General features: G+C 40.8%; 13 protein-coding genes. 6 read left to right on the top strand and 7 right to left on the bottom strand.

Annotated elements, in window-relative coordinates; all coding sequences use genetic code 11:
* Positions 1-462: 462 nt before the first annotated feature.
* Positions 463-1,638 (bottom strand): beta-aspartyl-peptidase, encoded by a 1,176-nt coding sequence (gene iadA, locus AC1DVB_RS10910; protein ID WP_098865913.1) that lies wholly within the window; start codon positions 1,636-1,638, stop codon positions 463-465.
* Between the two features lie 194 nt (positions 1,639-1,832).
* Between iadA and AC1DVB_RS10915 the strand changes: the two genes are divergently transcribed.
* Positions 1,833-2,141 (top strand): hypothetical protein, encoded by a 309-nt coding sequence (locus tag AC1DVB_RS10915; protein WP_034314818.1) that lies wholly within the window; start codon positions 1,833-1,835, stop codon positions 2,139-2,141.
* Between the two features lie 188 nt (positions 2,142-2,329).
* On the opposite strand, the gene AC1DVB_RS10920 is transcribed toward AC1DVB_RS10915, so the two are convergent.
* Complete coding sequence (locus AC1DVB_RS10920) at positions 2,330-4,327, bottom strand: transglycosylase domain-containing protein (protein WP_318269785.1); 1,998 nt, start codon at positions 4,325-4,327, stop codon at positions 2,330-2,332.
* Between the two features lie 319 nt (positions 4,328-4,646).
* Here AC1DVB_RS10920 and AC1DVB_RS10925 point away from each other — a divergent pair, with 319 nt between their 5' ends.
* From AC1DVB_RS10925 to AC1DVB_RS10940, 4 genes are all read left to right on the top strand, one after another.
* Positions 4,647-5,171, top strand: a complete 525-nt coding sequence (locus AC1DVB_RS10925) for a universal stress protein (RefSeq protein ID WP_057275747.1) — start codon at positions 4,647-4,649, stop codon at positions 5,169-5,171.
* 477 nt (positions 5,172-5,648) lie between these two features.
* On the top strand, positions 5,649-6,536 hold the full coding sequence (locus AC1DVB_RS10930; RefSeq protein WP_095678222.1) for a cation diffusion facilitator family transporter: 888 nt from the start codon (positions 5,649-5,651) through the stop codon (positions 6,534-6,536).
* A 236-nt stretch (positions 6,537-6,772) separates the two neighbouring features.
* Complete coding sequence (locus AC1DVB_RS10935) at positions 6,773-7,882, top strand: sensor histidine kinase (protein WP_057275745.1); 1,110 nt, start codon at positions 6,773-6,775, stop codon at positions 7,880-7,882.
* A gap of 274 nt (positions 7,883-8,156) precedes the next feature.
* Positions 8,157-9,482, top strand: coding sequence for a hemolysin family protein (locus tag AC1DVB_RS10940; RefSeq protein WP_057275744.1), 1,326 nt, complete (start codon positions 8,157-8,159; stop codon positions 9,480-9,482).
* A 58-nt stretch (positions 9,483-9,540) separates the two neighbouring features.
* Here AC1DVB_RS10940 and uptA read toward each other — a convergent pair whose 3' ends face one another.
* The 4 genes from uptA to AC1DVB_RS10960 form a co-directional block, all read right to left on the bottom strand.
* Positions 9,541-10,170 (bottom strand): undecaprenyl phosphate transporter UptA, encoded by a 630-nt coding sequence (gene uptA, locus AC1DVB_RS10945; RefSeq protein ID WP_063592651.1) that lies wholly within the window; start codon positions 10,168-10,170, stop codon positions 9,541-9,543.
* 161 nt (positions 10,171-10,331) lie between these two features.
* Positions 10,332-10,496 (bottom strand): hypothetical protein, encoded by a 165-nt coding sequence (locus tag AC1DVB_RS10950; RefSeq protein ID WP_153246081.1) that lies wholly within the window; start codon positions 10,494-10,496, stop codon positions 10,332-10,334.
* A 92-nt stretch (positions 10,497-10,588) separates the two neighbouring features.
* Positions 10,589-11,302: a FixH family protein gene (locus tag AC1DVB_RS10955; RefSeq protein ID WP_477589237.1), complete on the bottom strand. Its 714-nt coding sequence runs from the start codon at positions 11,300-11,302 to the stop codon at positions 10,589-10,591.
* 94 nt (positions 11,303-11,396) lie between these two features.
* A complete protein-coding gene (locus tag AC1DVB_RS10960; RefSeq protein ID WP_477589239.1) occupies positions 11,397-11,969 on the bottom strand; it encodes a YitT family protein in 573 nt (190 codons plus the stop codon).
* 607 nt (positions 11,970-12,576) lie between these two features.
* Here AC1DVB_RS10960 and AC1DVB_RS10965 point away from each other — a divergent pair.
* Positions 12,577-13,929: a hemolysin family protein gene (locus tag AC1DVB_RS10965; protein ID WP_187050562.1), complete on the top strand. Its 1,353-nt coding sequence runs from the start codon at positions 12,577-12,579 to the stop codon at positions 13,927-13,929.
* A gap of 345 nt (positions 13,930-14,274) precedes the next feature.
* Here the strand turns inward: AC1DVB_RS10965 and ytvI are convergent, their stop codons facing one another.
* Entirely contained in the window at positions 14,275-15,318 is a 1,044-nt protein-coding gene (gene ytvI / locus AC1DVB_RS10970; protein WP_377332688.1) for a sporulation integral membrane protein YtvI, read from the bottom strand.
* Between the last annotated feature and the right edge of the window lie 10 nt (positions 15,319-15,328).

Here is a 15,328-nt window from a genome sequence, read left to right on the forward strand (position 1 = left end):
AACTAGTCTAAAACTTGGTTCGGAATAGACGAACCTGCAGTTTTTTCAATAACACAAAGTTGATTGGAACGGAAGGCGCGAGACTCCTGCGGGAAAAGCGTGGCATGGGAGACCCCGCAGGCGCGCCGAGGAGGCTCCCGCCCGCCCGCGGAAAGCGAGTGCCTGGAGTGGAAATCAACGTTCCCATTTCACAAACCCACAAAAAAGCTGTCGGCAAACAATTATTATCTAGTTTGTAAACAAAAGTGCTCTATCTACAAAGTTGATTGGAACGGAAGGTAAGAGACTCCTGCCTGCAGGAAAAGCGCGTCAAGGGAGACCCTGCGGAAAGCGAGTGCATGAAGTTGAAATCATTACACATACCCTCTTTCAGAAATCCGAAATTAGATCAATGTTACCCTTTTTGCATTTCAGGATGGGGTAGGACCCGCAACGGGAATTGCACCCAAAGGTAGAAAAGGTCTATTTTTCAAATGTTCCTTTAACGACAGCATGGCCATCTTTGACCATCATCTGCCCCATTGCGATAACACTATTTATTTCTAAAGTTCGTTGATTCATCAGGATGATATCGGCGTCCTTACCTACCGAAAGCTTTCCCTTTGCAGAAAGCTTTAAAATGTTTGCCGGGTTTTCCGTCACAACTCGTAGGGCATCGGCAATTGCCACTCCATCCTCGAGGACCGCATCGACAACACAATCATATAACGACATGCATGTACCAATGTTCAAACCGCGCAGGTTACCGCTTCCATCGAAGTCAGGCAGGCTGGCTTGCCCATCTGAAGTTATGGTGATCTGCCCGATTTCAACGCCTTCTTCTAGTGCCATTTTAATTGCTGTACTTGCTTTGACCTCGCCTTCTTCAAGGAATTTCTGGATTGTACTTGTCGTAAAATCTATATACCCCCCTTTTTTTGCATATTCCACCCCTGCATTGAATAAATGCGGATTTCGGTTTATATGTGTAGGGTAGAACTGAGTGATCGGAATTTCCGTTGTCTCGACAACTTCTTCAATTACGTGCAAATGATCTAGACTGTCGCCGACATGAATATTGACGATACCGCTTTTCCCGGATAACAGACCTCCATTACGTGCCTGAGAGGCCAGTTTAGCGAGTTCGGCTGCAGTCGGCTGCGAAGAACGATGATCGGCAATGGCTATTTCGCCAACACCGATAATTTTATCCACAAGAATCAAATCATCCTCGATCTTGCCGGTTAACGTCTTGACTGGAACTTGATACGAACCAGTCTGAACGAAGCAGCTAATTCCTTCTTCTTCAAGCGCTCTCGCTTTAGCGAGCAGTGCAGGCATCGTCCTTGTCGTACCATCTGTGCCGATGACCCCTACCAAAGTCGTTATACCGGCTAAAGTGGCATCTGTTAATTGGATTTCAGGTGTCCTCGTTTTAAAACCCCCTTCCCCGCCTCCGCCGATAATATGTACGTGGGCATCTATAAAACCCGGAGCCACAATTTGACCACTCGCATCAATCACTTTCATTTCAACGAAATTGGCAGGTACATCAATCTGGTCCTCAATGAAGCCAATTTGCTTTCCAACCAAGAGGATATCTTTTTGGCCCATATATTCCGGTCCATAAAGCTCCCCATTTTTAATAAGTGTGAGCATTGTTCATTCCCCCTCCAAAAATTGAAATTTTCAAATAGGTTTCAAAATCTTTCACGCGGGTAAATATACAACATGACCCGCTAACAATTACATAAAAAAAGTCCAAAACATACTTGTTCATTTTAAACGTTGTAGCTGAATTGACATCTTGATTATGCTTTTCCAAAAGTATAAAAACAAAAGGAGTAAACGACATGAATAAAGTGATTTCTTCTGACATTCAAACAAATAAAAGATTATCCATGCGACAAATCATGAACCTATATCAAGTTACAAAAGAATTTAAAGGGAATATATATTTTATCTGCAACCATAAATTGGTCGATGCCAAGAAACTTTCGACTTTCGTATCCTTCGTGCTCATTCTTCAAGAGTGCGCAACGATGAAAGTCATACTTGAAGGCGAGAATGTACACGCCATGCTTGAAAAAGTACAGGCTATTTGTAAAGAAAATGATGAAAGTGCATTTCGTTTCCAATCGAACCAAACCGTAAATATTTAAATGATTCCAACTACGTTGAAGAGGGTGTAATTATATGAGAACCATTTTAATGGTGATAGGCGCAATCGTCGTAATCGGCATAATAGCAAATCTCATTTTTTAAGAATGATGAAAGACTGTCAATGATTGACAGTCTTTTTTTGTTGATTTGATTTAGAAAGGCTTGATCATGCTCCCGGACCTGGGAATCACCACGGAACCTCCCAGTCCCTCCATTTATTCAAGCCTTCTCGTATTTCATTTCCTTTGTCAATCCAATATTGTCTCTTCTTCTCCTCTTCTTCCTTCTCCTGTTGCTCAGCTATAAGTGCCTGTTGTTCTGCTATAAGCGGACCGATATCTTGAGCTTTAAAAGATTGAGCAGCTTGATTCTGTAAGGCTTTCGACATTATTTTTTGAAAGATGATTGCACTTCCCTGACTGCTGTGTGTCGTTAGATAATGTTTTGCGTCCGTCTTATCATATCCCGCCCAAACAGCACCGACCAGCGAAGGTGAATAACCGATGAACCATTGATCTTTAACCCCTGATACTCCTTCGATGGGAACTTGTGTAGATCCTGTTTTACCTGCTATTTCATAACCGGAAACAGCCGCGTTTTTCGCTGTGCCATATTCCACTGTTCCAAGCAGCATGGCATTCATTTTGTCGACGGCGCCTACAGAGGTCACTTTGGTGCTTTTCTCTTTCCAGGCGGCAACCTCTTTTCCATCGGCATTTTCTATCCTTACAATGGCGTGGGTTTCCATCCGTTCCCCTTCGTTGGCGAAAGCAGAAAAGGCTCCTGCCATCTGCAGCGGGGACACACCTTTTTTCATCCCTCCTAAAGCGATAGACAGGTTTCGATCATCCTTGTCATATGGAATCCCAAACCGCTTAAGTGAATCAAGCCCCCTATCGATTCCAATCTCATTCAATAGCCAAACCGTCGGTACATTCAAGGAATTCATCACCGCTTCATACATGGGGACTTCTCCTTTATATTGACCACTCAGGTTTGTTGGCTCATATTCACCGAAGCTCATTTTTTCATCCTTTAAAGGGTCAGTGATATCATATCCCTCTTCAACAGCCGGCGTGTAAACGACAAGCGGTTTAATGGATGAACCAGGAGACCTTGTCAGTTGGGTTGCTCGGTTATATCCCATGAATTGGTGTTCACCCCTCCCGCCGACAAGTGCTTTTATGCCGCCTGTTTCAGGATCAAGAAGGACAGACCCGCTTTGAACCAGTTCCTCTGTACTCGTTCCAACCGGAAAATTGGCTGAATTCTCATACACGCTTTCTGTAGCCTGCTGCATGGACTGGTCCAGGGTCGTGTAAATTTTATACCCCTTTGAAAGCAGCTCCTCAAGCTTAATTCCATATTTACTCGATGCTTCCGATAAAACATGATCGACATAATAAGGATACTTACCTCTTAATGGATCGGTTTCCTTCTCCCCCATAAGCAGTGTCACCGAATCTTTTTTTGCGGCCGCTTCTTCATCTTTCGTCAAATAACCATGTTCCGCCATTCGCGAAAGAACCAAATCACGCCGCTTCACTGCACCGTCCAAATTCTTGTATGGATCAAGTTTGGATGGCAAGTTAATGACTCCCGCCAGCAAAGCTGCCTCGGCAACGGTCAATTCAGAGACCTCTTTGGAAAAATAAATATTTGCAGCCTTTTTGATTCCCCATGCCCCATGGCCAAAATAAACTTGATTCAAATACATTTCCAGGATTTCATCTTTTGTATATTTATTTTCAACTTCCTGGGCTAGAAAAAACTCTTCTATCTTCCTCTTCAGTGTTCGATCTGATTCCAGCATCGTGATTTTCACAAGCTGCTGGGTGAGCGTGCTCCCGCCTTCAACAACACTTCCAGCCTTCGCATTTTTAACCAAAGCCCTCATGATCCCTTGATAATCTATGCCGTGATGTTCATAAAAACGGTGATCCTCAATGGAAACCACCGCTTGTTTCATATGTTCCGGTATTTCATCTATCGAGACGCCCTCGGATTTATTTGCCGTGATCGTACTGGCTAGATTCCCATCCAGATCATAGATCCCTGTCGGTTGCTGAAGACTATTTTCAAGATGACTTATATCAGCACCCTGCCTGAAATACAATAGTGAACCGGCGCCTAAAACCACAATCGCCAATATTATAATTAGACCTAATTTCACTAACCCTCTCATTTGTACCCCCATTTTTCCATCTGCGACATGTTTCATTAAAAATATTTTACCCTTTTTGTTAAAGAAAACTCGTCGATTGAATAAAAGGCGCTCTTTTCTTGTAGCACTTTACACGTGAATCGGCATCCTTACCGATGATATCCCTTCATCGTCTGAGTATTCCAATTAACTGAAGGACCATTTTCATCCTACCATTTTAACTATGCTCGTATCTATCCTTTACCCGTAAAAGGCAATCTATATACCGATTAAAGGCGTGAAGCCATTTAAAAGCGGGTATAACACTATTAAGGTCTTATACAGGGGAGAGATGATAGTAATGAAAGACTTAAAACATATTGTCGTCGCTTTTGATGGAAATGAAGAAAGTAAACGGGCCGTCGAATATGGAGCAACATTGAAAAAGGCCTTTCCAAAAGCTGAGTTGACCGTAGTTCATGTCCTAAATGATAAGGTTGAACAGCGTATCATGGGTAACGCCTCCGCGCCGGGGTTCGTGCCCTCCGCCGGATTTTATGTGGATCCAGTCCAGACACATCCTGTTGTTGAAGTTGACCAGCCAAGAAATCAAAAGGTAAATGACACCCCCTCCGCCCTCGAGAATAGTATTCAAAACGCAGAAAGTAATACGTTGAGATTATTAAGTGAATGTCAAGTGACGGGAAAATTTGAACTATTGGAAGGATATGCGCCAGATAGCGTATGTGACTTTGCAGCGAGAACTTCAGCTGATCTTATCGTTGTCGGCAATAGCGATAAAAGCGGTTTGGAAAAATTCTTCCTTGGCAGTACAAGTAGTTCCATTGCGAAAAACGCACCATGTTCGGTATTCATTGCAAAATGAAGAATGAGCGGTTTCTACCTGAATGGTTCGAGTCATACATTCTCCGAAAAAGGCCGGATTCATATAGAATCCGGCCTTTTTGTTAATAGGATTTTTTCAGTATTACATTCGGAGCAGCCGAATAACGGGTTGCTAATTGCTGCCCAAAACCACATCCTGCTTCAGTGCTGACTATCAGGTTCAAAATGGCTGAACCAGAACCGTTCACTCCCAGCCTTTAGGCTCCCCTTGTGGAAGTATTTAATTTTCGATCATCGGTTAGAATATCTATTAGTTTCTTTAAATGCCAATTAAAGAAAAACTGTACATGTCATCGAAACTCACCTTTTTACCATGTAAATATCATTTCGTTTATCCAACTTCTTTACAGACTTTCAATACACCTGCTGATAACCAAGTTAGAATACGACAATTTTTCTATAGACTCACTAAGGTTTGATTTTATTAAGCCTAATTTACATTGGGGAGGGAATGGACATGGATAAACATTCGATATCAGCTGAAAAAGGCGCCTACATAAGCATTGCCGCTTACATATTCTTGTCTGCTCTTAAATTGTCATTTGGTTATTTCGGTGATTCTAAAGGGCTTTGGGCTGATGGTTTAAATAATACGACCGACATCATCGCTTCCATAGCCGTTTTGATTGGTTTGAAAATTTCAAAGAGACCTCCTGATGATAATCATTCATATGGTCATTTACGGGCGGAAACCGTAGCGTCATTGGTAGCTGCCTTCATCATGATCACTGTGGGCCTTCAGGTTGTATACAGTGCCATTGAATCCTTCTTTCACCAAGATTCAACAACCGTACCCAGTATGCTGACCGGTTATGTCGCTCTATTCTCTGCAATCTTCATGTACGGAATCTACCGTTATAACCTTACATTAAGTAAAAAAATCAACAGCTCTTCCATCTATGCCGTTGCTCAGGATAATCGTTCCGATGCCCTTGTCAGTGTTGGTGCTTTCATTGGAATCATCGGTACTAAGTTGGGAATCCCTTGGCTGGATGCGATAGCTGCAGCAGTCGTTGGGGTCATCATATGCAAAACGGCCTGGGATATCTTTCGTGATGCGTCCATCTCTTTAACCGATGGTTTCGACGAGCAGCTCCTGCAAAAGATCGGACAAACGATTATATTGACAGAGGGTGTTAAAGACATGAGTGAAATTAAAGCACGGATGCACGGAAGTGAAATCCTGCTCGAAACTACCGTTCATGTCAACCCTCTTTTGACCGTCATTCAAGGTCATGATATTACAGTTAGAATCGAAGAAAATCTTTTGAAGGAATATAATATCCAGCATGTGATCGTACACATCGAACCATATGCATTTCATAAAAAAGGTAACCGTCATTAACTTTACGGGTACCTTTTTTTGTTATTTATTCCTGTAATTACTGTAATAAAACTGTGTCAAAAAAAGGTATTTATTGATTGATTGCCGAATATTTATCCAATTGACACATGTTAAAGGAACAGTAATCTGTTATCATGAAAACAAGTTGTAATTATTTTGATATTTTGTAATTTTATTCAAATAAAGCACTTTCTGGGTCAAAAGTAAATTCATTTTCCTACAGTATGGAGGGCAAAATGGTATCTAATCGAGAAATGACCATTCACTTTTTATCTTCTCAAAAAAACAGTATCATTTCCAAATGGAAAGATGAGTTGCTGCATTTACCGGACGGATATCTGGGGTATTTTAAAGGAGAAGTGGAAAATATTTTTAATTTGCTAATGGAGCAGGTTGGAAAATCGGATACTGACATAGACGATGTACTGAAGGTCGTAGGGGAAAAAATTGCGGCTGATCGCGTTACTAAGCAATTGGATATGGAAAATTTCTTTTCCACTGCAACCATCGGGAGATCCGTCATCATAGAGCACATTTTGAATTCCGGAGCACACAAAGAGGAAATATCGGCTCTAATAAAACGGGTAAACGTTTACTTCGATAAACTCATTCATTTTGCATTATCCCATTATACCGAATTGAAAACGATGGAACTTGAAGAACGCTATCAATTCATAAGCCCAAACCATAAAGACCGTTTGACGCTCCTTGGCCAAATGACCTCAAGCTTTGTCCATGAATTCAGAAATCCACTGACTTCCATCATGGGATTCATACAATTATTACAGGCAGAACAACCTGAGATAAAGTACCTTGATATCATTTCAAAGGAATTGGATCAGCTCAATTACCGGATCACTCAATTTCTTAATATTTCCAAAAAGGAGACTTCAACAACACAACCTGATCTATTTTCCATTGCTCAGCTTGTGAATGAGGTGATCGAATTTTTATATCCCAGCATTTTGGAAGTTAATGCTTCCATTACATGCAATATTGCCGAGGATGCCGTAATTTCGGGTTCTAAAGAAGAATTCCGTCAAGTTTTACTAAATATTATATTAAATGCTCTTGATGTGGTTGCAGGGATGCCTTCCCCATCCATTTACATTTCAGGCTCTGAATCGCCACCCGGCATTCTTACTTTAAATATATCGAATAATGGGCCGAAGATACCTGACGACGTCCTGCCGAATATTTTTGAGCCATTCATCACCACAAAAAAAAGAGGAACGGGATTGGGATTATTCGTCTGTAAAGAAATCGTTTTAAAGCATCAAGGAACATTATCCTGTCACTCTACCGATTTCCTAACGACCTTTTCCATACAATTAAAAACTAAATAATGGATAAATATCCTTTTTTCCTTAGGGTTTTAGTGTGAAATTTTTGACTGATTGACGTCCAGTTACTTATACTAATAGGAAGGTTCCACTACTGATCGAGGTGAATGATCCTATAGATTGAAAATAAAAACCAGATTTTATACAAGATAGCGAATTATTTTTCCATCTAACATTTTATATACTAATATCATTTCATTCATTATTGGTTTTGGGAGGTGACTGGGATAATTAAATCGTTCGGCACATCTGGCGATTCAATAAAGTCCCACACTAATTGGACATATTAAGTTTTTTATTTGTCATTATTTTAATTGCTTTAACAGCCTTTTTTGTAGCTTCGGAATTTTCGATCATAAGGGTTCGCAGCTCCAGGATCGATCAACTGATTGAAGAAGGAAACAAAAAAGCCATTGCGGCAAAGAAGGTTACATCCGATCTTGATGAATACCTATCCGCTACACAGCTAGGAATTACCGTTACTGCCCTTGGACTGGGGTGGCTAGGACAACCGACCGTCCTCAAATTGGTTGGGCCCTTATTCAATGCCTTGAATATCCCACAAGAAGTTACAAGCATTCTGACATTTGTCATTTCATTTTCCCTGATTACGTTCCTGAATGTGGTTGTAGGTGAATTGGCTCCAAAGACGGTTGCCATCCAAAAGGCTGAGCAAGTGACCTTGGCAATTGCCGGCCCGCTGATTTTTTTCCATAAGATAGCCTTTCCCTTCATCTGGGCCTTGAATCATTCTTCCCGATTCGTTGTCGGATTATTTGGCTTTAAGCCAGCATCCGAAAGCGAAATAGCCCATACGGAAGAAGAATTGCGTTTCATCCTGTCAGATAGCTATAAAAGCGGGGAGATTAACCAGTCGGAATTTAAATATGTAAATAACATCTTTGAATTCGATGATCGAGTTGCCAAGGAAATCATGGTTCCACGGACAGAAATCATGACCATATCCAAGGATGAAACGGTACAGGAATTCGTCGATGTGGCCAAATTGGAAAAATACACTAGATATCCTGTTGTCGAAGGTGATAAAGACCATGTCATCGGCCTAGTGAACTTAAAGGAAGTTTTCTCGGATCTTATCAAGAACCGGGAAATCCATATCAAAGCGATTGAAAATTACGCTCGTCCGATCATTCGGGTAATGGAAAATATACCAATTCACGATTTGCTGTTAAAAATGCAAAAAGAACGCATTCATATGGCTATTTTGATGGATGAATACGGCGGAACTTCCGGACTTGTCACAGTCGAGGATATCCTCGAGGAAATCGTTGGGGAAATTCGTGATGAATTCGATATCGATGAAGTTGCCTCAATCAGGAAAATTAAAGAAGGACATTATATTTTGGACTCTAAACTTCTTGTAAAGGAAGTGAATGATCTCCTTGGCATTCACTTGGAAGAAGATGATGTCGATACTATAGGCGGATGGGTCCTTACTGAAAACTATGATGTGAAGGTAGGGGACATCATGGAAAAAGACGGATTCTGCTTTAAAGTGATTGAAATGGAAGATCACGCCATCCGTTCCATCGAGGTCACAAAAAAGGTCGTACATCTTCCTCTTGAAGGTACCCAAGGTTAATGGATCAAAAACAGCCACGTAAAAGGTTATTTTACGTGGCTGTTTTTTAACGATTTGTTCATTTATCGGGAAACCGTCCCATTTTTTTGACCGTTACGATTGGAGGTGTGCTCTTTTTTTTCCATAAGATATACAGCATGATGAGGATAAAGGAAAAACCAGCAGCCGGTATTAGATAAGGTTCAGTTATTTCCCGGATTTGCTGCCAATTCTCGCCGAGGATCCTTCCTAAGGTCAGGAACAATATGGTCCAAGGTATGACAGCCGCAACCGTATAAAATATAAACTTCCATACTGACATCCTCGCAATTCCGGCAGGGATGGAAATGGCATGGCGAACAACCGGAATGAATCGAGCCGTAAAAACCACGCCCACGCCATACCGCTTAAACCACTCTTCAGCATGTACAATATGATTTTCTTTAATTAGAATATATTTTCCATATTTCAAGAGAAAGGGCCTTCCTCCATAATACCCCGCCCAATAGAGAAATAATTGTGCCATCGTCCCGCCTGCCACACCGGCAAGAACAGCTCCCCAAAAATTCATTTTCCCTAGGCCTACCACATAACCACCGTATCCAAGAACAAGCTCACTCGGGATGATTTCAACCATCAGCCCCAATAAAATCCCCATATAGCCCATTTCCGCAAACCAATTCAATATCGTCATAATAAGCTGTGATATCATGCTATCGGACTCCCCTTACGCTAATTTCAAATTGTTTGTCCTTCTATCCTATTCAGCTCATAACGTTCTATTCGATTTTTCATGTCCAGTTTCACAATGCACCACATTCAGGATTGCACAAAAAAAGACCAGCTGCTATGTACTCCGGTCTCTTTACATCAATATTCTTTTAGCTCCCCTTTTTGGGAAATTTGAGAAAAAACAGCGGCAGTGAGTAAGGATGAATCATTTTGTGAAACATTAGTGAAAATCTCCTGCCGTGATTTCGTTTTTTCAATATGAATCCCGAGATCTTTATACTTGTTGATTATTTGATTATTCATGCTTACCCTCCTTTTCTGCTGTACCGTTATCCTTTAACTTCCCATTTAACGAAGTAATAAAACCTATTTAAACGATTCGATCCAAAAAACAATCAATTGACATGAATAGTTTGCAGTTGGTGTTCATGCACTTCGTCTTTTTCAACATGGACCTGGACCTTATAGGTTCCCGCTTCTTCGAAAGATACCTTATTTAGATATGTTCCATTCCCATCTTCTTCAGCCTTGGTGAAATGACTCTCTTCGCTGCCTTCCTTCCACACCTCGAAATTCACATCTGCATTTGTCAGCGGCTTCCCATTCAATTCAACCGTTGCTTCAAAGTTCGAACTGTTTCCTGCCTTTACAGGGTTACTTTGAAACCCGATAGATACATCCGTACTAGGGTGAACCGATGCACCTTCACTTTCATGTCCTGGAACGACAACTTCCTTTTCAGGCATTACATGAAGGCCTTTAGCCGTTACATGGGACACTACAATATATTTGCCTTGTTCCTCAAAAGTATGCATCACTTGATACATGCCACTTCCAGTATTCTTTGCTTCAAGCATTTCCCGTTTATCCTGTCCGGACTTTCTCACTTCAAACAGCACCTCATCAGCTTCATTCACCAATTGGCTTCCCTGTTTCACTGCCGTTTCAATAATGACTTCTTTTCCAGGCTCCACTTTCCCTTTAATGACAATTGATGCATCCATCGATACTGGAACAGCACTGTTCACTTCCTTATCCTCTGGCATTTCAGACTCTTGACACCCTGCCAGCATAACTAACAACGCAGTACACATATAAAGTTTTTTCATATGAACTTCCCTTTACTATTTATTAGACTAAAAATCTGTCCTCTTCATATTGCCCATCCTTTCCTTTTTTCAGATTTTTATACATAATTTCACATCAAATGGTTCGCATTACGGTGACTGAAGTCAGCATGCCTACCGCGATGATCGTTAAAAATGAATATAAAAAGATTGAAGTCCCCACAACGCTCAATCCGCAAAGCAGTACACACCCATCAATGAAAAAAATCAGCAGACCTACATTGAGTCCACTTTTCCTGGAAAGGATCTGTGCCAACATATCGGTTCCGCCTGTAGAGGTCCCATACCGAAGCATTAAACCGATTCCAAGTCCAATCAACCCTCCCCCGATTATCGCACTTACATAAATGGGGAGGTTCCATCCTGAGACAGCGTCGGAAAAAATATCGATGCATAAAGAGGAAAAAAGCAAGCCATGCAAGCTGTTCAGGAATAATTTTTTTTCAAAGTACCAAGCATATATATATAATGGAATGCTGCTCAATATCACACCCAGTCCTGTCGGAAGTCCTATATAGTAATGAAAAATCAGCCCAATCCCTATCATGCCGCCATCCAATAAATGATAAGGTATCAGAAAAAAATTGATTCCCACACCTACAAGCATGCTGCCGGCAATGATCGCTGCCATCCGTTCCATGATTTTCATGGCTGCCACCCCCTTTAATTCTTGCATTTAAAACTTGTCTTGGTTTCTATAGAATATGTTTGTACCATCAAAAAAATAATGAAACTGAGCAATTTTTTATGAAACGGCCCTCAGTTTTCTGAATATTCTATAATATGTTACAATAAAGTAGAGAAAACAGTCAAAAACAGCTATTTATTAGCTCAAACTGATCCTTTACAAGCAATTTACCGGATTTAAGGTGCCGTAAGCTGTTTGACTGAATGATTAACTCTTTCTATAATGAAAGTATTTAAATTAATTAGATTGAGGTGATTTGATGGGGCATTAAAGAATGTTCGTTGTGACGGACAGGCGCTGCTTTGCGTAACGGATATTTGTCCTTTTGGAAAATGGCTGCACTCCTTCAGACAGAAATTCTTCTATTTCCCGTCTACGCATCGCTAATCGGCATATACTATTATTCTCTTCATCACTAAAAGAAATGGGAGTTCAAGCGGCTGCACATCTATGGCCACAGAAGCAATCCCGAAAATATTCAGCACGGCAAAAAAAATATACTTGTATATTTTAAAAATGTAGGAGGTGTACTCCTTATTCGTCTCGAAGGCGAGTTAAGGGAGACTATTTGGACATAATAAACTTGGTTCTTATTGCCATTTTAATTGCTTTAACAGCATTTTTTGTAGCTACGGAGTTTGCGATTGTTAAAGTGAGAAGCACGAGGGTCGATCAATTAATTGAAGAAGGAACGAGGAATGCCATTTCAGCAAAGAAGGTCATCTCCAACCTGGATGAATACCTCTCAACTTGTCAGCTCGGAATTACCGTTACAGCCCTAGGGCTTGGATTCCTTGGGGAACCGACAGTTGAAAGCATTTTGCACCCACTCTTTAATCAATTGAATCTTCCAAATTCAGCTTCACATGCACTCTCGGTTGCAATTGCCTTTTCTTTCATTACGTTCATACATGTCGTTGTTGGAGAATTGGCACCGAAAACATTGGCGATTCAAAAAGCGGAGCAAGTAACATTATTGGTTTCGAAACCTTTAATTGCCTTTAACAAAGTCATGTATCCATTCATCTGGGTACTGAATGGCTCTGCAAGGACGCTTACAAGAATGCTAGGATTAAAAGCGGTTTCCGAACATGATTTGGCTCATACAGAAGAAGAGCTTCGAATCATTGTTTCCGAAAGCTACAAAAGTGGCGAAATTAACCAATCAGAGTTTAAATATGTGAATAAGATTTTTGAATTCGATGATCGGATCGCAAAAGAAATCATGGTTCCACGTACAGAAATTGCAACGGTATCCAAAGATGATACGATCCAGCAGTTTTTCACCGTAATGGCGGAAGAGAATTTTACGCGATATCCTGTCATTGATGGTGATAAGGATCATGTTATCGGAATGGTCAATATCAAAGAGCTATTCACTGAAATGATAGACAGAAACAATCAGGCAGCGTCAACGATCGACCGATATGTTCGTCCGATCATCCGTGTCATTGACAGTATCCCGATTCACGATTTACTTTTAAAAATGCAAAAGGAACGGATCCACATGGCCATCCTCATGGATGAATACGGCGGTACCTCAGGTTTGGTTACCGTTGAAGATATCCTTGAAGAAATCGTTGGCGATATCCGCGATGAATTCGACCTGGATGAAGTTCCCGATGTCCGCAAATTAAAAGAAGATCACTACATCATCGATGCCAAGGTATTAGTAAGTGAAGTGAATGATTTACTCGGATTGGATATCAATGATGAAGATATTGATACGATGGGCGGATGGATTCTTACAGAGGATTATGAGGCCAAACAAGGTGATATCCTGACTTATGGTCCCTATAACTTCAGGATAAAGGAAATGGAAGATCACCATATTCGTTATATTGAAATATATAAACAAGCAAAAGTCGTAAGCGAAGTGAAAGAATTCCCGATCATATCACAAACCGAAATCGTTTCATGATAATAACCCCCGTTCCTAATACAATAGGAGCGGGGGTTATTTTTTTTTCAACTGGTACATGAAATAAAATAAATACATATTATATAAAACCTGCTTCATTTAACATTGGATGATTACATGAAGTATAGTTCTACCTTTATTGTTTCATACTGTTAAAAAAGCGATACTTTTTGAAGGAGTGAAGAATCATGAAACTCATAACCATTTGCCAGCACTGCAAAGGGAAAGGGAAAACCCGTTATCTTCAATTCTTTTCCCGGGACTGCAATCATTGCAACGGTCAAGGTAAAGCGGTAAAAGATATGTCAAATTTAAGAAATCAGGCCAAAAACATCTAATAATCTTTCATATTTTGAAGTTGGTTTTAATGACACCTGCCCTCTTTAGCGTATCATAAACAATCAGTATCGAAGGTCCAAGGAAAAGCCCAAGGAAACCAAGCATCTTAAACCCTAAATAAAGACTGACCAACGATGCCAATGGGCTCAACCCCATATTTGCTGAATAGATTTTTGGTTCAATGGTCCTTCTTATGATGGTAATGACCAGGAATAGAATGATGAGGCCAACACCAAGATGATGATTTCCTTGAGCCCAAACGATCGCTGCCCAAGGAACCAGCACAGATCCCGTCCCCAAGATAGGAAGAATGTCCACCACCACTATTAACATTGCCAATGGAATCATATACTTCACATGTAACAACCATAGTCCTCCATAAGCCATGATGAACGTTATTAAACTCAAGAGGATTTGTGCCTTTATGAAGCCTACGGCTGCCATCCTTAAATCTTGATAAACTAGCGAAATTTTTTGATAGGTGGATGTCTGTAAATAAAGGACTGCCTTTTTTCTTAATTTAGGCAATTCAAGACTGAATAAGAATAAAGCGATTAAGTAAATTAAAAAGTCAATGAAAAATCCAGGAATGAGTGTCACGAACTGGACCATATCCTGAACAAAGCCCTCTGTGAACCCCTCCAGAGCCATGACTCCCTTTTCCATCGTCTGTTCTACCGATTGAATGAGGTTTGTCGGCAAAGTTTGCGAATACCGTTCCCATTGCCTAATGACTGGCAATATAGCCGTCAAATACACTTCACGTATGAAACCGGGAAATTCTTCCGAATAGACAATGACCTTCTTGATTAATACCGAAAAAGAATAATAAGTGATGCTCATAAGCCCGCCTACATATAAAATAAATGAAATTAACACTGCCCAAAAACGATGCAGCTTTGCCGTTTCACCAATCATGCGGACCAATCCATCCAAAAGAATGGCTGTGAGCAGCGCTAAAATCAACGCCCATGAATACGGAATGACGATTAATATGACTAGAAGGAGTATTCCCCTCCAGAACCAGCGAAAAAAGACGGCGACATTCACTGAACAAACC

It is taken from the genome of Peribacillus sp. P4_D6, assembly GCF_056401795.1.